At 51.3% G+C, this 24,426-nt stretch carries 25 protein-coding genes; 17 read left to right on the top strand and 8 right to left on the bottom strand.

Annotated features, from left to right (window positions below):
* Nucleotides 1–13: 13 nt before the first annotated feature.
* The 4 genes from GON05_RS06410 to GON05_RS06395 all read left to right on the top strand — a co-directional run bounded on the left by GON05_RS06410 (nucleotide 14) and on the right by GON05_RS06395 (nucleotide 6,145).
* A complete protein-coding gene (locus tag GON05_RS06410) occupies nucleotides 14–2,014 on the top strand; it encodes a TetM/TetW/TetO/TetS family tetracycline resistance ribosomal protection protein (RefSeq protein WP_309492152.1) in 2,001 nt (666 codons plus the stop codon).
* A 197-nt stretch (nucleotides 2,015–2,211) separates the two neighbouring features.
* The gene (locus tag GON05_RS06405) at nucleotides 2,212–2,775 is read left to right on the top strand and encodes a glycerol-3-phosphate responsive antiterminator (protein ID WP_157318355.1); all 564 of its coding nucleotides are present in this window, start codon (nucleotides 2,212–2,214) and stop codon (nucleotides 2,773–2,775) included.
* A 17-nt stretch (nucleotides 2,776–2,792) separates the two neighbouring features.
* On the top strand, nucleotides 2,793–4,292 hold the full coding sequence (gene glpK / locus GON05_RS06400; RefSeq protein WP_157318354.1) for a glycerol kinase GlpK: 1,500 nt from the start codon (nucleotides 2,793–2,795) through the stop codon (nucleotides 4,290–4,292).
* 149 nt (nucleotides 4,293–4,441) lie between these two features.
* Nucleotides 4,442–6,145 (top strand): glycerol-3-phosphate dehydrogenase/oxidase, encoded by a 1,704-nt coding sequence (locus GON05_RS06395; protein WP_157318473.1) that lies wholly within the window; start codon nucleotides 4,442–4,444, stop codon nucleotides 6,143–6,145.
* Nucleotides 6,146–6,280: 135 nt separating this feature from the next.
* Here the strand turns inward: GON05_RS06395 and GON05_RS06390 are convergent, their stop codons facing one another.
* Nucleotides 6,281–7,984 carry a hypothetical protein gene (locus GON05_RS06390; protein WP_157318353.1) on the bottom strand — a complete coding sequence of 568 codons (1,704 nt, stop codon included), beginning with the start codon at nucleotides 7,982–7,984 and terminating at the stop codon, nucleotides 6,281–6,283.
* 251 nt (nucleotides 7,985–8,235) lie between these two features.
* Between GON05_RS06390 and GON05_RS06385 the strand changes: the two genes are divergently transcribed.
* Both GON05_RS06385 and GON05_RS06380 read left to right on the top strand, forming a co-directional pair.
* Entirely contained in the window at nucleotides 8,236–8,769 is a 534-nt protein-coding gene (locus GON05_RS06385; protein ID WP_157318352.1) for a GbsR/MarR family transcriptional regulator, read from the top strand.
* A gap of 224 nt (nucleotides 8,770–8,993) precedes the next feature.
* Nucleotides 8,994–9,584 carry a TVP38/TMEM64 family protein gene (locus GON05_RS06380; protein ID WP_157318351.1) on the top strand — a complete coding sequence of 197 codons (591 nt, stop codon included), beginning with the start codon at nucleotides 8,994–8,996 and terminating at the stop codon, nucleotides 9,582–9,584.
* A gap of 21 nt (nucleotides 9,585–9,605) precedes the next feature.
* Here GON05_RS06380 and GON05_RS06375 read toward each other — a convergent pair whose 3' ends face one another.
* The 5 genes from GON05_RS06375 to GON05_RS06355 all read right to left on the bottom strand — a co-directional run bounded on the left by GON05_RS06375 (nucleotide 9,606) and on the right by GON05_RS06355 (nucleotide 13,371).
* Complete coding sequence (locus tag GON05_RS06375) at nucleotides 9,606–10,340, bottom strand: DUF421 domain-containing protein (RefSeq protein ID WP_157318472.1); 735 nt, start codon at nucleotides 10,338–10,340, stop codon at nucleotides 9,606–9,608.
* A 50-nt stretch (nucleotides 10,341–10,390) separates the two neighbouring features.
* Nucleotides 10,391–11,242 (bottom strand): SDR family oxidoreductase, encoded by an 852-nt coding sequence (locus GON05_RS06370; protein ID WP_157318350.1) that lies wholly within the window; start codon nucleotides 11,240–11,242, stop codon nucleotides 10,391–10,393.
* 67 nt (nucleotides 11,243–11,309) lie between these two features.
* Nucleotides 11,310–11,810 carry a DinB family protein gene (locus tag GON05_RS06365; RefSeq protein ID WP_157318349.1) on the bottom strand — a complete coding sequence of 167 codons (501 nt, stop codon included), beginning with the start codon at nucleotides 11,808–11,810 and terminating at the stop codon, nucleotides 11,310–11,312.
* A gap of 69 nt (nucleotides 11,811–11,879) precedes the next feature.
* Complete coding sequence (locus tag GON05_RS06360) at nucleotides 11,880–12,815, bottom strand: helix-turn-helix transcriptional regulator (RefSeq protein WP_246238872.1); 936 nt, start codon at nucleotides 12,813–12,815, stop codon at nucleotides 11,880–11,882.
* Between the two features lie 16 nt (nucleotides 12,816–12,831).
* Nucleotides 12,832–13,371 carry an NUDIX hydrolase gene (locus GON05_RS06355; RefSeq protein WP_157318348.1) on the bottom strand — a complete coding sequence of 180 codons (540 nt, stop codon included), beginning with the start codon at nucleotides 13,369–13,371 and terminating at the stop codon, nucleotides 12,832–12,834.
* Nucleotides 13,372–13,502: 131 nt separating this feature from the next.
* Here GON05_RS06355 and GON05_RS06350 point away from each other — a divergent pair, with 131 nt between their 5' ends.
* The gene (locus GON05_RS06350) at nucleotides 13,503–14,951 is read left to right on the top strand and encodes an amidase family protein (protein ID WP_157318347.1); all 1,449 of its coding nucleotides are present in this window, start codon (nucleotides 13,503–13,505) and stop codon (nucleotides 14,949–14,951) included.
* Between the two features lie 86 nt (nucleotides 14,952–15,037).
* Nucleotides 15,038–15,874, top strand: coding sequence for a hypothetical protein (locus GON05_RS06345; RefSeq protein WP_157318346.1), 837 nt, complete (start codon nucleotides 15,038–15,040; stop codon nucleotides 15,872–15,874).
* A gap of 76 nt (nucleotides 15,875–15,950) precedes the next feature.
* Here GON05_RS06345 and GON05_RS06340 read toward each other — a convergent pair whose 3' ends face one another.
* Nucleotides 15,951–17,180 carry an aminopeptidase gene (locus GON05_RS06340; protein ID WP_157318345.1) on the bottom strand — a complete coding sequence of 410 codons (1,230 nt, stop codon included), beginning with the start codon at nucleotides 17,178–17,180 and terminating at the stop codon, nucleotides 15,951–15,953.
* An 84-nt stretch (nucleotides 17,181–17,264) separates the two neighbouring features.
* On the opposite strand from GON05_RS06340, the gene GON05_RS06335 reads away from it, so the two are divergent.
* The 9 genes from GON05_RS06335 (at nucleotide 17,265) to GON05_RS06305 (ending at nucleotide 22,922) form a co-directional block, all read left to right on the top strand.
* Nucleotides 17,265–18,926, top strand: a complete 1,662-nt coding sequence (locus GON05_RS06335; RefSeq protein ID WP_157318344.1) for a glutamine--tRNA ligase/YqeY domain fusion protein — start codon at nucleotides 17,265–17,267, stop codon at nucleotides 18,924–18,926.
* A 92-nt stretch (nucleotides 18,927–19,018) separates the two neighbouring features.
* Entirely contained in the window at nucleotides 19,019–19,144 is a 126-nt protein-coding gene (locus tag GON05_RS39645) for a hypothetical protein (protein ID WP_258567619.1), read from the top strand.
* A complete protein-coding gene (locus GON05_RS06330) occupies nucleotides 19,131–19,358 on the top strand; it encodes a hypothetical protein (protein WP_157318343.1) in 228 nt (75 codons plus the stop codon). Before GON05_RS39645 ends, GON05_RS06330 begins: the two co-directional genes overlap by 14 nt.
* Nucleotides 19,355–19,582 carry a hypothetical protein gene (locus GON05_RS06325; RefSeq protein WP_157318342.1) on the top strand — a complete coding sequence of 76 codons (228 nt, stop codon included), beginning with the start codon at nucleotides 19,355–19,357 and terminating at the stop codon, nucleotides 19,580–19,582. Before GON05_RS06330 ends, GON05_RS06325 begins: the two co-directional genes overlap by 4 nt.
* Nucleotides 19,579–19,704, top strand: a complete 126-nt coding sequence (locus GON05_RS39640; RefSeq protein WP_258567618.1) for a hypothetical protein — start codon at nucleotides 19,579–19,581, stop codon at nucleotides 19,702–19,704. The genes GON05_RS06325 and GON05_RS39640 overlap by 4 nt, the downstream gene beginning before the upstream one ends.
* Entirely contained in the window at nucleotides 19,691–19,861 is a 171-nt protein-coding gene (locus GON05_RS06320) for a hypothetical protein (protein WP_157318341.1), read from the top strand. Before GON05_RS39640 ends, GON05_RS06320 begins: the two co-directional genes overlap by 14 nt.
* A gap of 68 nt (nucleotides 19,862–19,929) precedes the next feature.
* Nucleotides 19,930–20,634, top strand: a complete 705-nt coding sequence (locus GON05_RS06315; RefSeq protein ID WP_181646514.1) for a response regulator transcription factor — start codon at nucleotides 19,930–19,932, stop codon at nucleotides 20,632–20,634.
* Complete coding sequence (locus GON05_RS06310) at nucleotides 20,628–22,016, top strand: sensor histidine kinase (RefSeq protein WP_157318340.1); 1,389 nt, start codon at nucleotides 20,628–20,630, stop codon at nucleotides 22,014–22,016. Before GON05_RS06315 ends, GON05_RS06310 begins: the two co-directional genes overlap by 7 nt.
* A gap of 93 nt (nucleotides 22,017–22,109) precedes the next feature.
* Nucleotides 22,110–22,922 (top strand): hypothetical protein, encoded by an 813-nt coding sequence (locus GON05_RS06305; RefSeq protein WP_157318339.1) that lies wholly within the window; start codon nucleotides 22,110–22,112, stop codon nucleotides 22,920–22,922.
* A 305-nt stretch (nucleotides 22,923–23,227) separates the two neighbouring features.
* Here GON05_RS06305 and GON05_RS06300 read toward each other — a convergent pair whose 3' ends face one another.
* The gene (locus GON05_RS06300) at nucleotides 23,228–24,337 is read right to left on the bottom strand and encodes a winged helix DNA-binding domain-containing protein (protein WP_157318338.1); all 1,110 of its coding nucleotides are present in this window, start codon (nucleotides 24,335–24,337) and stop codon (nucleotides 23,228–23,230) included.
* Nucleotides 24,338–24,426: the final 89 nt, after the last annotated feature.

The raw sequence follows: 24,426 nt of genomic DNA, 5'->3' as shown, positions 1-24,426 counted from the left end.
GCAGAGCACTTCAATGACCGACGAAATGGGCAAGGATCAAGCTATTCCGCGAAGAAATGTGGGCATTTTCGCTCACGTGGACGCGGGCAAAACGACGACAACCGAGCATTTGCTTTATCATAGCGGGCGAATCCGCGCCCTAGGCAGTGTGGATAGCGGCACGGCGCAAACGGATTCTATGGATGTGGAACGGGAGCGCGGCATTTCGGTGCGCAGTGCGACAACCACTTTTACATGGAAAGAAACTTCTATTAATCTGGTAGACACTCCTGGACACGTAGATTTTCTATCCGAGGTGGAGCGTTCTCTGCGCGTGATGGATGGTGCGATTTTGATTGTATCTGCCGTTGAAGGGGTCCAGTCACAGACCGAGATGATTTGGCATGCGCTGCAGTCACTCCAAATCCCAACTCTACTCTATGTGAATAAAATGGACCGCGTTGGCGCGGACGCGGACAGAGTGCTGCGCGACATAGAGAAGCAGCTCACGGGTATGGCGGTGCCGATCTATGCACCGCTCGGCGTCGAAGACACGTTCCGCGGTGCGGAGAACGTGCTGGTCAAGGGCGCGTCAGGCGCGCCCGGCTTCGACCTCGCGGCAGCGGTCGAAAAGCTGTCCGAGCTCGATGAGCAGCTGCTCACGAGCTACATCGAAGGCGTGCCCATCCCGGCACGCGATGTAAAAGCAACCCTGCAGCGCTATGCGCGGCAGGGGCAGGCCTTTCCTTTGCTCGTTGGAGCATCGAGCAAAGGGTTGGGGATCGAGGAGCTGATGGAAGCCATCCTCGATTATTTGCCCGGGCCGAGCGGCAGCGCGGAGCAGCCGCTATCGGCCGTGGTGTTCAAGGTCGAGCGGGACAAGACCATGGGGAGAATGGCGTACGTCCGCCTCTACGAGGGGGCGATCCGCAACCGGGACACCGTGCTCAATGCCACGCGGGGCGTGGAGGAGAAGGTGACCCAGATTCGCAAAATTGACGGCCGCCGCGCCGAAGATATCGGTTATGTAGCGGCAGGCGACATCGCGGCTATCTGTGGCTTGACGCAGGTGCGCATCGGCGACGTGCTGGGCCGGCCTGATGCGGTGCCGCCGGCTCCACGGCTTGCCGTGCCGCTGTTGACCGTGCAGGTGCATGCGGAGAGCGACGCGCAGTACCCAGCACTCGTTGCCGCGCTGCAGGAGCTTACGGACGAGGATCCGCTGCTTGATCTCCAATGGCTGCAAGAGGAACGTGAGCTGCATGTGAAGGTGATGGGTGCTATCCAGCTTGAGATTCTGACCAGTCTGCTGGCTTCGCGATTCGGGCTGCAAGCAAGGTTCGATCAGCCTTCCGTGATCTACAAAGAAACGCCTTCTCAGCCAGGTGAAGGCTTCATTGCTTATACGATGCCCAAGCCGTGCTGGGCCATACTGCGCTTCCGCATCGAGCCCGGGGCGCCTGGCAGCGGACTCGTGTATTCGTCGCAGGTACGCGCCGATCAATTGTTGGCGCAGTACCAAAGCGAAGTGGAGCGCCGAGTGCCGGAAGCGCTGCAACAAGGGCTGCTCGGTTGGGAAGTTACCGATCTCAAGGTAACGCTCGTGGAGGGTGAGCATCATGTATGGCATACGCACCCGCTTGATTTTGCTGTTGCGACACCGATGGGGCTCATGCAGGGTTTGGTACAAACGGGAACTACGCTGCTTGAGCCGATGCTGCAAGTGCGGATTACCGTTCCAGAGGTTTACGGAGGCAAGGTGCTGAGCGATTTGGTGCAAATGCGGGCGAGTTTTGATCCGCCGCAGCTGAGCGGTGATCGATTTGTCGTTGAAGGCCGGCTGCCCGTGGCTACTTCTCTGGACTATCCAGTGAAGCTTAGTGCGATGTCCGGAGGCAGGGGGGTTATCACTTCGTCGTTCGGGGGCTACCAGCCGAGTCCACCGGATGTGCACGCGGAGCGGAAGCGGCGAGGCGTGAATCCTCTCGATCAATCCAAATACATTTTAGCCGTACGCAAGGCGTTATCAACATGATTTAGAATGGGCGCGGTTCTCATTGACAGGTGGAGCAGGTGTCAGTACAATGGGAAGTAAGTTAATAACATGTGACGGAGAACAGGAGACTCACAGGGGATTGCCATTTTCATAGGAATGGGCATATCTTTTGGTGAGTTTTTTTGTTGTCATCCCTCAGGGGCGTGCATAGGAACGTGTGAACGGAGATGATGAGCTTGTCTTTGCAGGAGCAACGAATTTTACCGGCGATTCGCAAAATGAAGGATTTAGAGAAGCTGCTAAAAACTTCTTATACCTATATTGTGCTGCTGGACAGCCATGTTGGACAGTTGAAAAACATCGTGGATCTGGGCCGGGCAAACGGCAAAAAGCTGCTGCTGCACGCGGATTTGATTGAAGGGCTGAAAAATGACGAGTATGCAGCGGAGTTCCTGTGTCAGAGCATTCGTCCTGCCGGGATCATTTCTACACGGGGCACGGTCATCACGAAGACGAAACAGAATGGGCTCATCGCCATTCAGCGCCTTTTTCTTCTGGATAGCAGCGCACTTGAAAAGAGCTATACGCTCTTGGAACGAACGCAGCCAGATTACATCGAGGTCCTTCCTGGCATTATTCCGCACATTATTAAGGAAGTGAAGGAACGTTCGGGTATTCCTATTTTTGCAGGAGGACTCATTCGTTCTGTAGGCGATGTGGAGCAGGCATTAGGAGCTGGAGCGACAGCCGTGACGACGTCGAACACAGAGCTGTGGCAGCAGTATCATCAACGATCCTAACTTTTGGAGGTAGAACAATGGCAGAAGCCTCTTCCTATATTCTTTCGCTGGATCAGGGAACGACAAGTTCCAGAGCGATTTTATTTAATCAAAAAGGGAGCATCGTGCACACGGCCCAGCAGGAGTTTAAGCAGCATTTCCCGAAGCCGGGCTGGGTAGAGCATGATGCGAATGAAATATGGCTATCGATTCAGGGAGTCATCGCGGCGGTTTTGTCGGAATCCGGCATTCAGCCGGCGGAGATCGCAGGTATTGGCATCACGAACCAACGTGAAACGGCGGTTGTTTGGGATCGGCATACGGGAATGCCGGTGTATCATGCCATTGTATGGCAGTCTCGCCAGACAGCAGATATTTGCGAAGCGCTTAAGGCGCAAGGGCTTAATGATATTTTTCGCGAGCGCACGGGGCTTTTAATTGACGCTTACTTCTCGGGGACCAAGATCAAATGGATTCTGGATCACGTGGATGGCGCGCGAGAGAAAGCGGAGCGTGGAGATTTACTGTTTGGCACGATGGACACTTGGCTGATTTGGAAGCTGACCGGCGGCAAGGCGCATGTGACGGACTACTCCAACGCTTCGCGAACGTTGCTCTATAATATCCATGAGCTGAAGTGGGATGAAGAGCTGTTAGGTTATCTGGACATTCCGGCTTCCATGCTGCCAGAGGTGCGTTCTTCTTCGGAAGTGTACGGCCATACGCAGGAAAATCTCTTGTTCGGCTCGGCGATCCCGATTGCGGGTGCGGCGGGTGATCAGCAGGCGGCCTTGTTCGGGCAGGCATGTTTTGAAAAAGGGATGGCCAAGAACACCTATGGCACCGGCTGCTTTATGCTGATGAACACAGGCAATCATGCGATTCCTTCGCGCAGCGGGCTTTTGACCACGATTGCTTGGGGACTGAACGGGAAAGTGGAGTATGCGCTGGAAGGCAGTATTTTCGTTGCGGGTTCTGCAATTCAGTGGCTGCGTGACGGGCTGCGGATGATCAAAATGGCGCAGGACACGGAGGCTTATGCCCAGCGTGTAGAGTCGACGGACGGCGTGTATGTCGTTCCGGCTTTTGTTGGTTTGGGTACGCCCTATTGGGATAGCGACGTTCGAGGCGCGATTTTCGGATTGACGCGGGGGACGTCCAAGGAGCATTTTATCCGGGCAACGCTTGAATCCCTTGCTTATCAGACGAAAGATGTGCTGCAGGCGATGGAAGACGATTCCGGTATTCAGCTCACGAAGCTGCGGGTTGATGGCGGCGCCGTGAGGAATAACTTCCTCATGCAGTTCCAAAGCGACATGCTTGGCGTCACGGTGGAGCGTCCGGTTATCAGTGAAACGACAGCGCTTGGGGCAGCCTTCTTGGCTGGGCTGGCTGTAGGTTTTTGGCAAGATCAAGCGGAGATTGCGGCACAGTGGCAGGTGGATGAGGCTTTCAAGCCTGTGATGGAGGCAGAACGCCAAGAACAATTGTACAGTGGTTGGAAAAAAGCAGTTGGAGCCGCGATGGCTTTTAAATAATTTGGGCAATGCTATGATATACTTATAACAAGTTAATAATTTGGTTGGAGACTAGGGAGAAGCCACAGCGGCCTGCACGTGATAGCGTGTTAGGTTTGTTGCGGCTTTTTATTTTTCATATACGAAGGGAGATAATTAAGATGACTGTAATGACGGAGATGCGAGAAGTGACACATAGCTTTAGCGGGTTAAAAAGACAAGAAATGCTGCAAAACATGTCGGAGACGACTTTTGATTTAATCGTAATCGGCGGGGGAATTACTGGCGCAGGCATCGCGCTTGATGCCCAGAGCAGAGGGCTGCGCACGGCGCTGATTGATATGCAGGATTATGCTGCGGGAACGTCGAGCCGGTCGACGAAGCTTGTGCACGGAGGGCTGCGGTATTTGAAACAGCTGGATGTGAAGGTTGTCGCTGAAGTGGGCAAAGAGCGCGCGATTGTGTATGAAAATGGTCCTCACGTCACGACGCCGGAGTGGATGCTGCTGCCTTTTTATAAAGGGGGCACGTTCGGCAAGCTGTCTACGTCTCTTGGTTTAAGGGTCTACGATTTCTTAGCGGGAGTGAAACGAGCGGAGCGCCGTAAAATGTTCCGTCCACAGGAGACGCTGGGGCATGAACCGCTATTGAAAAAGAAAGATCTGCGAGGCGGCGGCTACTATGTGGAATATCGCACGGATGATGCGCGTCTGACAATTGAAGTTATGAAAAAGGCTGTGGAGCTTGGCGCACAAGCTGTGAATTATGCCAAAGTAGAAGAGCTGCTGATGAAAAACGACAAATTAGTTGGCGTTCGGGTGGCGGATCAGCTGGGTGGTGACGGCGAGAAATCGTCCTACTCGCTATTTGCGAGCAAGATTGTGAATGCAGCTGGACCTTGGGTGGATACGCTGCGTGAAATGGACCACTCCAAGAAAGGCAAAACGCTCCATCTGACCAAAGGGGTACATTTGGTGTTTGATCAGAGCAAATTCCCGCTGCGTCAGGCGATTTATTTTGATACGCCGGATGGACGCATGGTGTTTGCGATTCCGCGTGACGGCAAAACTTACGTCGGGACGACGGATACGAATTATAAAGGGGATATCGTGAATCCCCGAATCACCGTGGCGGACCGCGCGTATGTGCTGCGCGCCGCGAATGAGATGTTCCCGACCCTCGGTTTGACGGAAGCGGACGTGGAGTCGAGCTGGACCGGGCTGCGCCCGCTGATCCATCAGGAGGGCAAAGATCCTTCGGAGATTTCGCGCCGCGATGAAATCTTCGTGTCGGACTCCGGCCTTATTTCGATGGCCGGGGGCAAGCTGACCGGCTACCGCAAAATGGCGGAGACGGTCGTAGACAAGATCGCCGCCATGCTGGTGGCGGAGGGCCTGGTTTCGGCGACGGCGTTGTCGCCGAGCCGTACCCGCACGCTGCCGATTTCCGGCGGCGAGGTTGGCGGCTCCGCGAAGCTGGAGTCGTTCTTGCAGAGCAAGATCAGCCAAGGCCAGCGGCTTGGGCTGACGAGTCCTGAGGCTGCGCTGCTGGCGCGCCGTTACGGCTCCAATGTGGATGCCGTGTTTGCCTTGGTGGCGCAGTACTGGAATGAGGCGGAGTGCCGGAAGATGCCCGCCGCTGTGCTCGCTTCGCTCGTGTACGCGATCGAGTGCGAGATGGCTGTGAAGCCGGCGGATTTCTTCATCCGCCGTACGGGGGCCCTCTTCTTCGATATCGCGTGGGCACGGCAGTGGAAGGCGCCGGCCATCGCCTTCATGGCGGAGCGCTTCGGCTGGAACGAAGCGCAGCAGGCGGCCTACACCGCCGAGTTGGAGCAGCTGCTCCATGAGGCGGTGAACCCGCTCGAGGCTTGAGCTCGAGCGGGAAGTTCAACGGCTCGCGGATGATGTAAGATGGCGAGTATTTGCTCAACTATAATAGAAGCAAAAAAAAGAGCTGTCTCAAAAGGTCAGGATTGACCTATGAGACAGCTCTTTTTCAATTAACGATTACGCTTTGCTTGGTGTGTAACCAGGTGTGTTGATAATTTCTGAGAGCTTCAAAGCGCCTTCGGAGTAGTACTTATCGGCATCTGCTTGTGTTGCCCGGTGCATGGAAACTTGGAAATCAAGGTCTTGTCTAAGGACTTTCAGAACCTTTTCTTTCAGTTCGCCTGGATCTAGGTTAGCCGCAGAAGCTGCAAGGGTTTTACCTTGGCGAAGATCCTCAAGCACGTCTTTCTCTTCTCTTTTACCGAAAACGGCGGTGTCGTTGATTACGCGATCGATACGGGTTTGAATGACCTTTTCTAGATCGGCCTGAGTTGTAACAGATTCAGGTGTGTAACCAGGTGTGTTGATAATGTCGGTAAGCTTCGCTGCACCTTCGGAATAATATTTATTAGCATCTGCTTGTGTTGCGCGATTCAAAGATACTTGGAAATCAAGATCCTGTCTCAGAAGGTTCAAAACTTTTTCTTTGAATTCGCCTGGATCCAATCTTGCTGCAGAGGCAACAAGTGATTTACCTTGACGAAGGTCCTCGCGAACATCGCGCTCTTCTTTTTTACCGAAAACAGCTGCATCATTGATCACGCGATCGATACGAGCTTGAATGACCTTTTGCAGATCCGCTTGAACCGCGGCAGTCTCAGGCGTGTAACCAGGTGTATTAATGATATCCGCAATTTTGGAAACTGCTTCTGCATAAGACTTGTTAGCATCTTCTTGAGTAGCTTGACCCATAGCGACTACGAAATCAAGATCTTGTCGAATGACATTTGAAATTTTTTCTTTTAGTTCGCCTGGATCTAAATTAGCTGCCGAAGCGACAAGTGTTTTGCCTTGTAGCAAATCCTCACGAACGTCTTTCTCATCTTTTCTAGCGAAGAAAGCTGTGTCGGTAATAACATGGTTAATGCGACTAGCAACAAGTTTACTTAAATCTTTAGCTGCCCATTTCACGCTATCTGGATTGTAGCCGGATGTATTCATGATTTCGGAAAGTTTACCTGCGCCTAGGGCGTAGAAACGATCGGCATCAGCTTGAGACACTCCGTACGTAGAGACCTGGAATTGCAGATCTTGTTTAAGCAAGCCCAGCAAATCATCTTTTAACTCGCCTGGATCTAAAGATGTTGCGGATTGAACAAGTGTATTCCCTTGGCGAAGAGCTTCGGAAATGTCATTTTGATCTTTTCTTGCAAAGCTGGCTGTATCACGTACGACGCTGTCCAATCGATTCATCACAAGATGAGCTAGAATTGCGTTGCTGTCAGCAGTAGGAAGCTTATCGCCTTTTGTTTCCAAGATGGCCCCCAGTTGTTCAGCAACAGCGGCTTCGCTAGCTAACAATTCGTCAGCTGAAATGATGCCGTAGCTGCTTGCCTTATGTAAATCAAAGGTAATGATGGGTGTTAAATCAGAAAGCAGATCAGCGTTGCTAATTCCAGTAGCTTCAGGCAGCGTGTCACCAACAGCAAGAGCGTCTCTAATATCGTCTTCGTCTTTGCCTGTGGCTTGAGCGGCATCCTTAGCAAGGATAGAAAGGTGATAGTTGATAAGTTGGCTTGCAAATGAATTTGCTTCCAAAGTTGATTTTGCTGCTGGAACAGCTTCGTCAGCGAATGCTTTACCTGCAGTAAGAGCAGAGCCTGAAAGTAGAATTGCGGCAGCAAGTGTGCCTGTTGATAAAATTTTGAATGGTTTCTTCACTCGAAACATCTCCCTCGTATATCTATAAAATATTACTAACTGTATTGCGTTAGTATTTATCGTTAACAACGTTGTTAATGATCATAATATAAGTCCGCTGACGGGTATTGTCAATTCCGGATTGTGAAATGTTACACAATGTTCACAATATCGATTTTTGTCAATATTTCGACATTAAAGTTGACTGGCTGTTTTTTTTTGACTACAATTATCATTATCATCTTAATTTTTCACAGAGGAGGAGAGTAGCGATGGATCAACATGAACAGACTTTCTCTGAGTGGAAGCAAACAATTAGCGATTTTATGTCACTGAATTACGAAAAAAAAGGCTTTAGTCCGCTTGTTGGGAAAATATTCGCACAGCTTATGTTCGCTACTTGTCCTCTTAGTTTGCAGGATATTGTGGAACAGCTTGGCGTTACCAAAGCTGCTGTAAGCATTCAAATACGCAATATGGAAAGAATGGGCATGTGCAAGAAGATGCCTTCTAGTAATGATCGAAGAGATTATTACTATGTTTCTGAAAGTTATAGTCTGAATCACGTTCGCAAAATCGTGCAGGATTTGGAATTATTTCATAAATGGGCGGAGAAAACCGTACAAGAAATCCCCAACATCGAAACTTGCAGTTCCGAGCAGAAAGAATCGCTGGAGCATTTTTCCCAAAGATTTTCGTTGCTGGCTGCGATGTACGATATGCTGCATCCTATGATCAAGGAAGTAGAGGAGAAGTGGGAACAGTGTGTAGTTGATCGCAAGAAAGCCAGGGAGAAGAACACGTAAAGTCTATCGTAACCGTTTACACGGCTCGGTGGGCTTTTTTTGTCCGAATATCCTGAATTGGAAAGGGGCTATCCAACTGGTCATTCCTGACATGTTGAGACGGCCCTGTTTTCGTTGTCTGCACTCGCCCCAAAACGTGCTCCAATCTCGTAAAATATGCTATCATGCCTATAGACGGCGGCGCTTCCGCCATTCATTCTTGCAAGCAAAGTAGGTGTTTCCCAATGGGATTATCAGAGCTTCTGTCTTATATGACGGAAGAGAACTTGGCCATGCTGGTCGATAAATACAGATCGCTGGGCCCGTTGCCGGGTCTTCTTCTGCCTTTTATGAAATCATTCATCCCGCCTCTGCCGACACTAGTCATTATTAGCGTAAATGCGGCTGTATACGGGCTATGGCTCGGATTTTTGTACTCATGGATCGGAATCGTAGGCGGCTGTTTGGTGACGTTCGCGATTGTGAAAAAAGTGGCCGGGCACCCCTATTTAGTGCGGTGGTCGCAGAAACCGAAGGTGCAGAAAAGTCTGGTATGGGCTCGCCGGCAGGCTTTTAATTATGTGTTTCTGCTGAGTCTCTTTCCCGTAGGACCGTTCGTCGTCATTAATATGGCGGCAGGGTTAGTCGGAATGAGATTCCGTTCCTTTCTGGTTGCTGTGCTTGCCGGCAAAGCGGTTATGGTGATGTCGGTTTCTTTTATCGGCTATGATATTCACCGGTTTATCGAGAATCCGTCCCGTCTGATCTATGTCGTTCTATTCGTAGGGGCTTCGATGGTGATTAGTAAGAGAATCGAGAAACGTTTTAGTCATTAATTAAAAATGAACGGACGCTTCTCAGGAAGTCGTTCGTTCATTTTTTTCGGTCATATCGGCTTCTGTATATACCCGTATTTGAGCTTGATCATCCATGGTGGCCAGCACGACATCGTCCCAATCAACCAGATTAGCATGAATCTGGGCTTCCAGCCATTTTCTGTTTTTTCCTTGCTGGGTTAGCTGTTTCTCATTCATCGTACCTTCAACAATAATCGGCTTCACCAATGAGAAGGAGGAGGTAGGAAGGTGCATGTCTTTGGGCGTAACCGGTTGGTACTGCGGCTCAAGGAATACGGAAATCGTTCCCCCTGGCTCCCATAAAGCAAGAGCCACCTTATCAATATCCTCAATCTGTTGCTTCCGCAGTTCAGAAAAGAGATGGTCTACCGAAATGCGCGCTTTGCGCAAGTTTTTCATGACTATATTCCCGTGCTTGATTAACGTCAAAGGCGCCGGATCCAGAAAATGCTTAAGCACGTTCCACTTCAGGCTTAACCAGGATGTCAAGATGTACAAGACTACAAGTACGGTGGTGGAAATCATAGAGCCGGTCAACGATAAACGCTCATCTGAGAGAGGGTGGGCAATAATATTTCCCAAAATTAATGCAATGATGAAATCCAGGAATCTAAGCTGAGAAATGGAGCGCTGTCCGAGCAATTTAGCGGCAATGAGCAGGAAAAAGTAGCCCACAACAGCTCTCATCATCCATTCAAACGCAGTTAAGGATTCCTGGCTATGAAAGAAGTCCAATCGAAGCCACACTCCGTGTATCAGAATCGTAAACCTCGATTATTCTCCCCTTATTTTCCAAGATTTAATCCAACTTCCCGCTCGCTCCATGCCCAGAATCGTTCCGCGAATTCATCATCTCGGGCCTTCTCGGAGACAGGCACAATCTTCTTCTTATAAAAATATTCGCCGCTAACTGAGCACACATCCGGACTGGACGCCAAATAAATGGCTGTCTCCGCGCCCTGTGCCGGCGTTAGGAAAAAAGGCCGCAGCATGCGGTGAACGGCCTTCCCGAAACCGGTGTCCCGATCGACACCGATATTTGTACCGACCGCGCCGGGATGCAGCGCGTTCGCCGTCACGGCTGTGCCCGCAAGGCGCTTGGCCAGCTGGCGTGTAAACCAAATATTCGCAATCTTGGATTGCGAATAGCCTCTCCAAACACTGAACCCTCGGGTCAGGTGAGGGTTGTTGAAGTCAAAGCGCCCGATCTTGTGGGCGCCTGAGGAGACATTGACGATCCGCCCCTGCGGGGCGCGAACCAGGGCTTTGAGCAGCAGCTGGGTCAGCAGGAAGTGGCCCAGATGGTTCACGCCGAGCATCGCTTCGTAACCGTCGGACGTTGTTTGCCGTTTCACGGTGACCACGCCTGCGTTGTTCACAAGCACGTCCAGCACTTGATGTTTGGCGAGGAAGGCTTCAGCGAACGCACGAATGCTGGCGAGAGAGCCAAGATCGCAAAGCATGAGCTCGATGTGCTCTGACCCGCTCTGGCGGCGGGCTTCGGCAAGCGCCAGCTCGCCTCTTGGCTGACTGCGGCACAGCATGATCACGTAAGCCCCCTTACGGGCGAGCTCCACGGTTGTTGCAAGTCCCATTCCGGAATTAGCGCCGGTAACGATAACGGTTTGATTGTGCAAGTGAGACCACTCCTTGGGCTTTTTTTCTATTATAGCTCATGGAGGGTCACAAGACTCGAGTTGTCAATTAGACTAACGGCTGCATGCCTCTTTCCAACCAATCTTCGCGCGTGGGTCCGTAAATATCCGGAACGCGTAGACCGGCTTGACGCATCAAAACGATCATTTCGCCACGGTGGTGGATTTCGTGTGAGATCAGGATACGCAACGTTGTTGCATTCAGCCACATTTGGCCGTACATGTCGGTGGATTCTGTAAGCTTGGCATCTGTCCACTGGGACTGGATGGCACTTGTCAGTGCCGCTGATGTAGCGCGGTAAGCATCGGCTATGGTTTTGGCTGAGGCAGGGGCATGCTCATCCCCTTCCGGCGCTTCGAATTCGAGTCCTACGCGAGATAACATTTCATGGATGGTTGTGGCGATATGCCAAGCTAGCTGTCCGAGTGTGCGGAAGTCCGGCACGATTTGCTGCTTCAGGGATGCATCTGTAAGTGTGTCTAGTACGCGTTGTGTCGCTGTAGATTCTTCTTTCCATTCGTTCACGAAATCTTGAATTGATCTAAACATGAGGAAAGCCTCCTTAGATTGGATATACCCTAAGTATAGACAACCATGACTGACAGCATAATGTCAGTGTTAGGAATAGAGCTGAACAATTTTTTTAGCTTTTTCTTTGATGGTGACTGCGAGATGGGCGGGTTCGAGAACTCGCACACTAGGCCCATAACCGAGCAGAAGGCTGTGCAGCCAGGGTTCGTCCGGCTGTCTGGCCGTAATAATCATAGAGCCATCCGTCTGATAAGCGATTTGCTGAGGCTGAAAATAGTCCTCAATTTGCGCCTGGATGCTTTGCTGAGCATGCAAAACCATATTAATCAATGTGGAAGGGTCTCTTTTGCCCCAACCATATTGAAACGGTTCCTTCACCTCAGCGCGGCGTTCAAACGTCTCCGGGAGCACTTCAATTTCCTTCATGCGGTTTAGCCGAAAAATCCGAAAATCCTGACGAAGCAGGCAGTAGCCGTACAAGTACCAGCCAAACCCTTTGGCGACGATGCTCATAGGCTCCGCTGTGCGAATGGACTGCTCGCTTTGTGAAGAGATATATTGAAAGGAGATCTGTCTCGATTCCTTAATGGCGGATCGCAGCATATTCAGCTTCTCTTTATCCTCGCCGCCTCGTCGCCATGGATTCATATCAATGATGAGCTGGTCGTCCAATCGGGCGGCGGTGTTTTGTTCCGACTTCGCTACAAGTGCGCCGACTTTATCGAGCAGGTTGCCGATTTCCTGGTCGCCGACCGTGGAACGAATTCCTTTTAACCCGACGATGATGGATTGCAGCTCTTCCAGGGAGAGGAATTGGCGCTCCAATCGGTACTGGTCCATAATTTCATACCCGCCGCTCAACCCGGCAAATGACACGATAGGGATACCCGCTTGGTTAATGGCTTCCACGTCCCGATAAACGGTTCGCAGAGACACTTCAAAACGCTCCGAAAGCTCCTTCGCGCTTATTCTTCGGCGGTTCAACAGCAGCATGGTGATCGCTAGTAAACGGTCGATTTTCAAAAAAACACCTCACGGATTAAAAATACGTTCCTTTCGCCCGGTCTTGTCCGGTTAAAAAATTAACGGCATGTTCCAGAATGATTCTATCGCGTAAAAGCATGAATTTGGCCGAATAACGCTGACATTTGTGCAGGGAGGCAGCCATCACGTCCAAAGCTTCATCGAGTGTCATCCAGGCCACGGACATCCCCAGCCTCAATTCATTTTCGGTTAGTGAAGGGGCGCTGGAAGGGTGGTGCGCTTTGGCAATGTAACAGTAGGAAAGCTGCATAAAATGATTGCGGTTCTTATGCTCCTCGATAACGCCTAATTCGTGCGTAATTTCCGCCTCATAGCCGGTCTCTTCCTTGATTTCCCGTAAAAAAGCAGCCTTCGGCAGCTCGTTGTCCTCAATCCCGCCGCCAGGCAGTTTGTACAGATCTGATTCTGATAAATACATCATCGCAATGTTCATCAAGCCGTCAATGAGAATGCCCCGGGATGAATAGCGGGAAACGCGGTCTATCAATACAGGATCGCCGCCCAACATATCGCTGTCTGTTATTCGTTTGATCATTTGCACGAGGATCACCTGCCTTATTTGAAGAGCGGAAAATACCCGCTGGAATGCATTCCAAAAATACCCACACCAAGAGTATAGTATAACTTAGGCAGTCATGTCTCGAAACTTACAGGAGGCGATCAAATTTGTCTGAAAAACCGGATAAATGGATTGTAGAAGCCGATATCAAAACATTGCAAGAAGCTATGGAAGCGGGCGAAATTCGTGCCGTCGATCTGGTTGCTTTCTATGTAAAAAGAATTGAAAAATGTAATAAGATTATCAATGCCGTGCTGGAAATCAATCCGGATGCCCTCCAAATCGCACAAGCGCTTGATGATGAGCGTCAAAAGCAGGGAAGCCGAGGCCCGCTGCACGGCATTCCGATCCTGCTTAAAGATAATATAGATACGGGTGACCGCATGCATACGAGTGCCGGTTCTATGGCCTTAGCGCAATCATTTGCAGCTGAGGATGCTTTTATCGCCGCCAAACTGCGGGAATCCGGGGCTGTGTTATTAGGGAAAGTGAATATGACCGAATGGGCCAATTTCATGTCCGGACCGATGCCGTCAGGCTATAGTTCCAGAGGTGGACAAGTCCTGAACCCTTACGGTCCGGGACGGTTTGAGGTTGGCGGGTCCAGCTCAGGATCCGGCGCAGCAACCGCAGCCGGCTTTGCAGCAGCGGCTATCGGGACGGAAACGTCCGGTTCTATCGTGAACCCTGCGCATCATAACAGTTTGGTCGGTCTGAAGCCTACGGTAGGATTACTTAGCCGTATTGGCATCATTCCCATCTCTCACTCGCAGGATACCCCAGGACCGATGACACGGACAGTTATGGACGCGGCGCTGCTTCTCGGAGCGCTGACTGGCGTGGATGCACGTGACCCTTTGAGTCTTGCCAGCGAAGGGAACAGTCCAAGAGAGAAGGATTATACAACCTTTCTGGACGCAAATAGCCTTCAAGGGGCTAGAATTGGCATTCCTCGATGGTTCTACAAAGATTTGAACGAGGAAGAGCAACGTATTGCTGAAAACGCCATCCAAGTGCTGCGCGAGCAGGGCGCCGTTGTGATTGACCCCGTGTCGCTTCCATGCGAGCAGGCGGAGTGGAATTCGGACGTACTTCGATATGAATTTAAAAAAGACCTTAACGACTATCTGTCCAAGCTCGATGCCTCCGTTCCTGTACATACTTTGCAGGAGGTTATTGCGTTCAATCACGAGCATGCAGAGAAGGCGTTGGTGTATGGTCAAAATACACTGATTTGGTCGGATGAAACGAGCGGTACATTGACAGAGGATGAATATCACCGCAATTTAGCCAAATATCAGGAGCTTACGCGTTCTCGCGGCATTGATCATGTGCTTGAGGAGCATCAGCTGGATGCGCTGTTTTTTCCTGGCGATGAGGGCTATGACATTGCAGCTCGTGCCGGCTATCCGCTGCTCAACGTGCCTGCCGGTTATACCGCTGAGGGGCCAATGGGCGTGATGTTTTCCGCTGGAGCGTTCAGTGAAGGGAAGCTATTGGCTTTGGGGTATGCCTTTGAGCTGGCAACGAAATATCGTCGGCCTCCTAATCTGTAAAACGCCAGATTCCCGCATACAACTTGGAAAAATTTGAAACAATAAGCCGAATTCAAATCCAAGTCAAAGGGAGTCTGATGATTCACATGTTTCAAAAAAGCGCTAAAATAGCGCTGCAAACAGCGGTAGTAGGCTTGCTTCTGGGGTGCCTATCCCTTGGGGGCCAGGGCACGATTGTGGCTCAAGCGGTGAACAACGAAGACCTTCCAGCGCCGCCATCGTCTCAGCAGCAGCCCGGACAGCTTAGACAAGCGCAGCTCATTCAGACGCGCGACATCGATGTGACAGGCGACGGCGTGCTGGATCAGGTGGCTCTTTCCGGTACGAAGCTGGACATGAACAGTCCCTATTATGACCAGCTGTTCATTGTTGTGATGAGCCCTGGGCAAACGCAAGTCGTCATCCCTCTGCAAGGCGGATACAATCCGAACATGCAGTTCTGCGATTTTATCGGCGAGAAGCTGCCTCAGATTTATGTTTCCGCGGAAAATGGGGGAAGCGGCGGATTATCGACCTTTTACCTCTATTCACTGAAAGATAATGTGCCGACCGCCATCCCGCTGCCTGCACCACTCCGCGTTTATGCAACTTTTAAGAACAACTATGTGGTGAAAATGAAGATCGAAGAGAGCGGTAAATCGTTTAACATCGATATCAAAGACCGGAAAGACGATTACGAACAGTTCGGCGTGTACAAAGACGGTAAGGTTGTGAAGCCGATTATCGTGGATGTGGGTGCATACAGCCTCTTGAAGCCTGTTGATAAGGCTGGAAGCGGGAAGTGTGATTTGAGAGGAGTGCAGCGTATTACCGGCATTGCGAACGCCGATACGCTTGGTTACGCCACCTCTTTGTGGCAATGGAAGAAAGCCAGATGGGTATTAAAAGAGTCTGCTGTCGTCAAAAACTATCACAGCCATTGAAGAAAGACCGCCAAGTTAAGGGGCTCATGCTCCAGATTTGGCGGTCTTCTTGTTGAGAGAGGATGGCTTGTTATTCTTACACCCAGTTGCCATTGCGGAACAAAGGCTCGCGAGTGCCATCTTCCGATAAGCCATCGATAGCCATGTCGGCTGAACCAATCATGAAATCGACGTGGATTAAGCTTTTATTAAAACCATTCTGGTTAAGCTCTTCGAGACTCATCGACGTTCCGCCTTCAATCGTGAAAGGATACGAATTACCCAACGCGATGTGGCAGGAGGCATTTTCATCAAATAATGTATTGTAGTAGATCAATCCGGAGTTGGAAATCGGCGAATCATACGGCACAAGTGCCACTTCCCCCAAATAGCGGGCTCCTTCATCCATATCCAGCATTTTGTTTAATACTTCTTGCCCTACTTCGGCGGTTGCTTTTACCACTTTGCCGTTCTCGAAAGTAAGCGAGAAGCCATCGATAAGAGAACCTTGATAGCTCAGTGGCAGCGTGCTGCGCACCGTTCCGTTCGTGCCTGTTTTGGCAGGCATGGTGAACACTTCTTCCGTTGGGATGTTTGGAATGAAGAAAACACCTTTCTCGGTTTCGCTTCCTGCAGCAACCCATTGGTGCTTAGGCGCAAGCTCAATGTACAGATCAGTGCCTTCTGCCTTGAAATGAAGCTGCTTATATTTCTTGCTGTTCAGCATGTTCTGTTTACCTGTCAAAGTCTCAATGTGTTCATTCCATGCAGCAACAGGATCTTCTTTATCCACGCGAGTAAGTTTGAAAATTTGCTCCCAAAGCTTCTTAACACGCTCAGCTTCGCTCAAATTCGGGAATACCTTAGCGGACCATTCGGCCGTCGGGTAAGAGACCATCAACCAACTGACTTGATTGTTGCGCATGTAGTTGAGGAAGCCTTCCCGCGCTGTAGCTGCTGTTTTGCTGGAAATAGCAACACGCTCAGGGTCTACATCTTTAAGCAAGTCGGAATTCGGTGCGTAAATTTGCAAAAATGCAGCGTCGTTTTTCGCCATTTCTTCCAGGCCGTTGGCGCGCCACATCGGGTATTCACGAAGTGTTGACTCAGGCGCATGTTTAAGGCGCAGCGCTTTTACTTCATCGTCATCCCAGTCGATTACAACGTCTTTCGCGCCTGCCTCATAGGCTTTTTTAGTCAGCTTGCGCACGAATTCTGCACATGAAATTGGCGTCATGATGACGACGGTTTGGTCCTTCTGTACGTTTAATCCTACACGAATTGCGAGTTCTGCGTATTTATCCAGATAATGATCGAATGTTTCCATCGCTCGGGCTCCTTTATATTTTAGTAACTTTTAGTGTATGATAGAAAATAAAACTTTAACCATTGGGAGAAAGGCTGGCGCAATATGGAAACGAAGACTCCAACGAGCACCCCGTCCAATTTCATTAAGAATATTGTAATCGAAGATTTGAATTCAGGCAAAGTCAGCCAGGTGGTCACCCGTTTTCCCCCAGAGCCGAACGGATACCTTCATATAGGACATGCGAAGTCAATTGTTCTTAATTTTGAATTGGCGGATGAGTTCAAAGGGCTAACGAACCTCCGCTTTGACGATACGAATCCCGTTAAGGAAGATACAGAGTATGTGGAATCCATTAAAGCTGATGTCGAGTGGCTCGGATTTAAATGGGACGGTCTCTTTTTTGCTTCGAATTATTTCGAGGAAATGTACAACCGCGCTGTGATTCTGATTCGTAAAGGTTTGGCTTACGTTGACGATCAAACAGCGGATCAAATCCGTGAAAGTCGCGGTACCTTGACTGCCCCTGGTACGAACAGTCCGCACCGTGATCGCAGCGTGGAAGAAAATCTCAGCTTGTTCGAGCGCATGCGCGCCGGTGAGTTCAAAGATGGCGAGCGCGTGCTGCGCGCGAAGATCGACATGTCCTCGCCGAACATTAACTTCCGCGATCCGGTGATCTACCGTGTGGTTCATGCTCACCACCACAATACGGGTGACGCTTGGTGCATCTACCCGATGTACGCGTATGCGCATCCGATTGAGGACGCGATCGAGGGTGTCACGCATTCCATCTGTACCTTGGAGTTCGAGGATCAACGACCTTTCTACGACTGGGTCATCCGCGAGTGCGAAATGCCAAATGTGCCGAGACAGTACGAATTTGCACGTTTGAACCTCACGAACACTGTGATGAGTAAAAGAAAGCTGAAACAACTCGTAGACGAGAAGGCTGTTGACGGTTGGGATGATCCGCGGATGCCAACCATTTCCGGACTGCGACGCAGAGGGTTTACACCGGAAGCGATTCGCACTTTTGCCCGTGAAATCGGCGTTGCCCGCAGTAACAGCACGGTTGATGCGAAAATGCTGGATCATTTTATCCGCGAAGATTTGAAATTGAAGGCGCTCCGCACGATGGGTATTCTCAATCCGCTGAAAGTCGTCATCACCAACTATCCGGAGGATAGCGTTGAGCTGCTGGATGCCGAGAATAACTCGGAGAACCCGGAAATGGGCAACCGCCAAATTCCATTCTCCCGTGAGATCTACATCGAGCAAGAGGATTTCATGGAAAATCCGCCGAACAAATATTTCCGCTTATTTCCCGGCAATGAAGTGCGCCTGAAAAATGCTTACTTCATCAAATGCAACGATTTCGTCAAAGACGACAGCGGCAAAGTGATCGAGCTCCACTGTACGTACGACGTCGAAACGAAAAGCGGCAGCGGCTTTACAGGCCGTAAAGTCAAAGGCACGATTCACTGGGTCGATGCGAAAAGCGCTGTACCTGCGGAGTTCCGCTTGTACGAACCGCTTATCTTGGATGACCAAGAAGACGAAAATGCCTCCTTCTTAGAAAACCTGAACCCGAACTCCCTGCAAATCGTACAAGGTTTCGTGGAAGCGGGTATGAAAGAAGCGAAGCCTCATGATAAGTTCCAATTCTTCCGTCACGGTTATTTCAACGTGGATCCGAAGCATACAACTAACGACAAACTGGTGTTCAACCTGATTGTTTCGCTGAAAAGCTCTTTTGAAGTGTAATTTTAAAAATCCTAGCTTAGGCTAGGATTTTTTTTTGATTTGTTTGGTGCTCGGCAACACTAACTCGGCAGCGAAAAGGTGGCGGAAGCGAAATGAGCCGCCCCAAAAAGCCGTCTCGAGTGAGAAACCCACGCGTGACAGGCTGGATTTGGCGCGAGAGAGCCAAAAAGGCCGACTCGGCAGCGAGAAGGTGGTGGAAGCGAAGTGAGCCGGTCTAAAAAGCCGTCTCGAGTGAGAAACCCACGCGTGACAGGCTGGATTTGGTGCGAGAGAGCCAAAAAGGCCGACTCGGCAGCGAAAAGGTGGCGGAAGCGAAGTGAGGCGCCCCAAAAAGCCGTCTCGAGTGAGAAACCCACGCGTGACAGGCTGGATTTGGCGCGAGAGAGCCAAAAAGGCCGATTCGGCAGCGAGAAGGTGGTGGAAGCGAAGTGAGCCGGCCTAAAAAGCCGTCTCGAGTGAGAAACCCACGCGTGACAGGCTGGATTTGGCGCGAGAGAGCCAAAAAGGCCGATTCGGCAGGGAGAAGGTGGCGGAAGCGAAGTGAGTCGCCCCAAAAAGCCTTCTCGAGTGAGAAACCCACGAGTGACAGGCTGGATTTGGCGCGAGAGAGCCAAAAAGGCCGACTCGGCAGCGAGAAGGTGGTGGAAGCGAAGTGAGCCGGCCTAAAAAGCCGTCTCGAGTGAGAAGCCCACGCGTGACAGGCTGGATTTGGCGCGAGAGAGCCAAAAAGGCCGACTCGGCAGCGAGAAGGTGGTGGAAGCGAAGTGAGCCGGCCTAAAAAGCCTTCTCGAGTGAGAAACCCACGCGTGACAGGCTGGATTTGGTGCGAGAGAGCCAAAAAGGCCGATTCGGCAGCGAGAAGGTGGCGGAAGCGAAGTGAGGCGCCCCAAAAAGCCGTCTCGGCAACGGGGGAAGCGGTGGCAATCCGCCAATAATAAATTTTTTATTCACAAATATCCAGTATGATGGTGTCATAGAACCTAACTTCAGGGGAGTGTGCCTTGTGAAAACCGTTTTGGTGGTAGACGATGATCTGAATATTTGCCGCATTACGAAGCTTTACTTAGAAAAAAGCGGCTATGCGGTGATGACCGCAAATGACGGCGAGCAGGCCCTCACGCAGTTCGAAGAGCTGCAGCCCGACTTCATCGTGCTCGACATTATGCTGCCGAAGCGGGACGGCTGGTCCGTGTGCCAGAAGATTCGCGCGATGAGCGACGTACCGATCTTGATGCTGACAGCCAGAGCTCACGTGGAGGAGCGAATCGAAGGGTTGCAAATGGGGGCAGACGATTATCTGGTCAAGCCCTTTGACCCGAACGAGCTGGTCGCTCGCGTGACGACGATACTTCGCAGAACGCTGATTCGCACGGAAGCGTCGGCGCCCTCCAACATTTATGAAGTCGGCAGCCTGAAGGTAGACGCTCTGTCCCACGATGTCACCGTAGAGGGTCAACTGGTCGCTTTGCCTAAGAAGGAGTACGAGCTCCTGCTGTTTTTTGTGCGCAATCCGAATCAGGTATTCACTCGCGAAGATCTCATCGCCAAGATCTGGGGTTGGGATTTTGAGGGGGAAGATCGTGTCGTTGACTTATACATAAAACGTCTAAGACAGAAGCTATCGGCCCATACGGAAAGAAAAATAGACTGGAGCATTCGAACCGTGTGGGGCATTGGCTACAAGTTCGAGGGGCCTGAGACATGCTGAACTCTTTTTACCGCAAGCTTTTATTTATCTACATGTCCATCACGGTGGTGTCTATTCTTGCGATTTCAGGAACGATCGGTTATTCCATGAAACAGAAGACATATGACCGCAGCGAAAAACTTTTGCTGGAGAAAGTTGAACAGGTCGATGAGTTAGCCAAAGAACTATTCGATGGGGCCACCTTGCAGAAGGATTTCCGCAAACAAATAAGTGCGATAGAGAAATCGTCCAACGTTAGCGTGGCTCTGATCAAGCATCCAAAAGTGAATGCGGACAAACTCCAGTCCATCGGCGAGTCCCCGGCACGCAAGGAATGGCTGGATAAAGTGCTGGCAGGGAATCAGGTGACGGTGCGAAGCAATTTTACCCAGAATAGTACGGTGAAAATGTTGATTGTCGGACGCCCTGTGGTGCAGGACAGCCGTGTGGTTGGGGCAATTTTTCTGTATACGCCAATTGAGAATATCCAGGGAACGATCAACGATATCAATCGAGCGATCTATATCTCGGCCGTCTCGGTGGCGCTGCTGGCGATGGCTGTGCTGTATTTTGTTTCACGGCATTTTGTGAAGCCGATTCAGCTCATGAGCAAGACAGCGGAAGCGCTGGCCTTGGGGGATTTTAGCGGACGGGTCCCCGTTCGTGGGAAAGACGAGATTGCATCGCTGTCGGGATCGCTGAATCGTATGGCAGGCAAGCTGCAGAAGGTGGAAGAGGGGCGCAAAAGGTTTCTCTCTGAAATTTCACATGAGCTGCGGACGCCGCTGACGACGATTCGAGCCTCCCTGCAGGGGATAACAGACGGTGTTGTGGAGCCGGAGGATGCCAAGGAGTTCATTCAAGTTTCTCTCCAAGAGACGCTGCGACTGAGCAGTTTGGTGGATGATTTGATGGAGCTATCGTCTTTTGAGGAGAAGCAGGTGAAGTTGAGTTTTCAACCTATGGATGTATCCGATGTCATTACCCACGTGGTCACCCAGTTGAAGATGAAAGCCAAGTCCAAAGGGATCGGGCTGAGTTCGGAAGCTGAAACTTCCTACAGGGTGCAGGGGGATGCCGATCGTCTGAGGCAGGTTTTCATCAATTTGCTGGATAACGCGATTAATCATATTCCAGAGGGATCAGAGGCGGGCATTCGGGTGAAAACCGTCAGAAATGAGCGCTGGATCGAAGTCTGGGATAACGGCCAGGGCATTGCGGAGGAGAAGCTGCCGCATCTGTTTGATCGCTTCTATAAAGCGGATGAAAGCCGCAATCGCTCCGGCGCAGGCCTCGGGCTGACGATCTGTAAACATATCATTGAAGCCCACGGAGGCTCCATTCGAGTTGAGTCGAAGATTGGGGCGGGGACGGTTTTTAAAATATTTTTACCGGCTGCCTAAGCTGCGCACCATGACAAACTTATGACATAATTATCCGCTAAGATAGGGTTCGTAAGGTAAACATAACCATAGACCAATCAAGGAGTGATACTTATGTTGAAAAAATTAACAGGACTAGCTTTGGTAGGCGCAATCGCATTAACCGTTCCGGTGGCGGCTTTCGCGGCAGAATCGCAGAGCAGCACGTTTCATCCGCTTAAACAATTATTACTGGATAAAGCGCAAGCTTTTGGCATATCGACAGACGGTAAAACGAACAAACAGATCAAAGATGAACTGAAAACAGCAAATGCTGCCCAAAACACAGAGCGCTTGAACAAAGCCGCAGCAAAACTGGGCATCAGCACGGATGGGAAGACGAATAAAGAGCTGAGAGAGGCATTGAAGGCGGCGGAGTTGACGAAGTTGCAGGCGAAAGCGACGAAGCTCGGGATCAGCACAGATGGGAAGACCAATAAAGAGCTGAGAGAGGCATTGAAGGCGGCGGAGTTGACGAAGTTGCAAGCGAGAGCGACGAAGTTGGGGATTAGCACGGATGGGAAGACGAACAAAGAGCTGAGAGAGGCATTGAAAGCAGCCGAGTTGACGAAACTGCAAGCGAGAGCGACGAAGTTGGGGATTAGCACGGATGGGAAGACGAATAAAGAGCTGAGAGAGGCGCTGAAGGCAGCTGAGTTGACGAAACTGCAGGCGAAAGCTGCAGTGGCGGGTATTGCAACAGACGGCAAAACAGCGAAAGAGCTTCGTACAGCTCTCTCAGCAGGTAAAGATGCGAAAAAAGCCACAGCATTAAATAAACGTGCTGAGAAGCTGGGTATTTCTACGGACGGTAAGACAGCCGATCAGATTCTTGCGGAAGTTGAAAGCGCATTGAAGGCGAAATGGGCTGAAAAAACTGCGAAATAGGCCGGTTGCGCGTTTTATGTGTGACATGATGGTCAGCAACGCGGTATAGGGGAAGTACAGGGTCTTAATTGAGCCCAGTGAGGCTCATTTCGAGGTGAGACGGAACTACGGGGCGCTATCTGGTGTGATTAAGCGGCATTTAGGTTGAATCTGATAAAATAGCAGAACGTAGTCCCTTCCATCCAAATAATTGCGTATATATTGGAAAATAGTGGACCACAGTTCCCCTCCACCCCCAAGATAACTACTCATATAGCCCAGAAGGCTGTCTCAAAGGTTGTTTCCGACCGTGTGGGGCAGCCTTTTTAGTTATAGCAGATTTCCACGGATTCAGCCTCAGGAAAATGAAAAGCACAGAGCCCCTCTGCTTCGGCTTCAACACTAGCACGTTCGACCTCAGATATCTCCCGAAATAACGTAATTGTTAACACGCACACTTTTCGTTTGTGCATCACAATGGACCAAATGCCACTGACAAAACCGTCAATAAGCAGCGCTGCACGAATGATGCCGTTATCCGTAAACACACGTTGCTTCAGCTCCTCGGCCATAATGCGGGAGCGGTCGTCGTAGGACAGCAGCATGTTGTCGAACTCCCCCAAGAAGCGCGGGGGAGCAGGCGTAGTTCCGTCCGGTCGTGGCGTCTCCGGCAAATCGAACAGCTCATTGCCGTGCTCGTCGCGGAAGACGAGCAGGCTGGGGCGCAGCCGCTCCATGACCTCGCGCAGCCGGGTCAGCCCGGACCATACCTGCATATCCTTCACGGATGCAGGCCCAAATGCCGCCAAGTAGCGCAGCAACATGGCTTCCACACTGGCCGCCTCCGCCAGCGGGCGGCCAAGCCACGCCTCCGCGGTCGTGTGGGCCGCCTGCCCGGCGGCGCCCCAGATGCCTCGCGGAGGCACCTGAACCAGCGGCAAGCGGCAGCGCACCGCTTGCGCCAAGGCCGTGGCGTCGCGCTGCGGCCACTGGGCCCCGAGGCGCTTGCCGAGCTCACCCAGCGTGAGCGGCTGTGCCTCCAGCAGCGCTCGCCCGGCGGCGGCAAGCGCGTCCAGGTCCAGTTCGGCAAGCTTCTTGCCGAACGCGCCTTGCAAGCCGCGATCCTGCACGGCTTGCAGGATCGGGCGCAGCGTCACGCAGTCGTCTGCCGTGACGAGGTGGATCGTCGAGCGCATCAAGGCGATGCGCACGATGCTTCGATCCAGGATGAGCTGCGACAGCTGCTCATGGTGAAAGCTTTGCAGGCGGGTCCACAACCCCACGTAGGGTGGGTTGGGAGCTTGCGCCTGCAGCCCGACGAGATGCCGGACCGCCGCGAGGACCGGCATGTCCGATCGCCGCAGCAGCAGCTGCCGGGCCAGGAGGGCCCGGTTGAGGTCGCGGCGGCTGAAGATTTTATCCGTATGTTCAGTCATGCATAGGCCTCCTACACGCTTTTATTCCACAATACAGCAAGCTCACTGACAGCGTTATGTCAGGAATGCTGCAAGGCTCATAATGTATA

The sequence above is a fragment of the Paenibacillus anseongensis genome (assembly GCF_009757995.1).
Taxonomy (GTDB): Bacteria; Bacillota; Bacilli; order Paenibacillales; family NBRC-103111; genus Paenibacillus_E; species Paenibacillus_E chondroitinus.
The sequence above is the reverse complement of the archived record's forward strand: the minus strand, read 5'-3'. Positions and strand labels throughout refer to the sequence as shown.

What these genes read in the sequence shown, in the direction of transcription:
- GON05_RS06410 (WP_309492152.1), top strand. Translation starts at nt 14, where the DNA reads ATGACCGACGAAATGGGCAAGGATCAAGCTATTCCGCGAAGAAATGTG.
- glpK (WP_157318354.1), top strand. Translation starts at nt 2,793, where the DNA reads ATGGCAGAAGCCTCTTCCTATATTCTTTCGCTGGATCAGGGAACGACA.
- GON05_RS06395 (WP_157318473.1), top strand. Translation starts at nt 4,442, where the DNA reads ATGACGGAGATGCGAGAAGTGACACATAGCTTTAGCGGGTTAAAAAGA.
- GON05_RS06385 (WP_157318352.1), top strand. Translation starts at nt 8,236, where the DNA reads ATGGATCAACATGAACAGACTTTCTCTGAGTGGAAGCAAACAATTAGC.
- GON05_RS06380 (WP_157318351.1), top strand. Translation starts at nt 8,994, where the DNA reads ATGGGATTATCAGAGCTTCTGTCTTATATGACGGAAGAGAACTTGGCC.
- GON05_RS06365 (WP_157318349.1), bottom strand. Translation starts at nt 11,810, where the DNA reads ATGTTTAGATCAATTCAAGATTTCGTGAACGAATGGAAAGAAGAATCT.
- GON05_RS06355 (WP_157318348.1), bottom strand. Translation starts at nt 13,371, where the DNA reads ATGATCAAACGAATAACAGACAGCGATATGTTGGGCGGCGATCCTGTA.
- GON05_RS06345 (WP_157318346.1), top strand. Translation starts at nt 15,038, where the DNA reads ATGTTTCAAAAAAGCGCTAAAATAGCGCTGCAAACAGCGGTAGTAGGC.
- GON05_RS06340 (WP_157318345.1), bottom strand. Translation starts at nt 17,180, where the DNA reads ATGGAAACATTCGATCATTATCTGGATAAATACGCAGAACTCGCAATT.
- GON05_RS06335 (WP_157318344.1), top strand. Translation starts at nt 17,265, where the DNA reads ATGGAAACGAAGACTCCAACGAGCACCCCGTCCAATTTCATTAAGAAT.
- GON05_RS39645 (WP_258567619.1), top strand. Translation starts at nt 19,019, where the DNA reads ATGAGCCGCCCCAAAAAGCCGTCTCGAGTGAGAAACCCACGCGTGACA.
- GON05_RS06310 (WP_157318340.1), top strand. Translation starts at nt 20,628, where the DNA reads ATGCTGAACTCTTTTTACCGCAAGCTTTTATTTATCTACATGTCCATC.
- GON05_RS06305 (WP_157318339.1), top strand. Translation starts at nt 22,110, where the DNA reads ATGTTGAAAAAATTAACAGGACTAGCTTTGGTAGGCGCAATCGCATTA.
- GON05_RS06300 (WP_157318338.1), bottom strand. Translation starts at nt 24,337, where the DNA reads ATGACTGAACATACGGATAAAATCTTCAGCCGCCGCGACCTCAACCGG.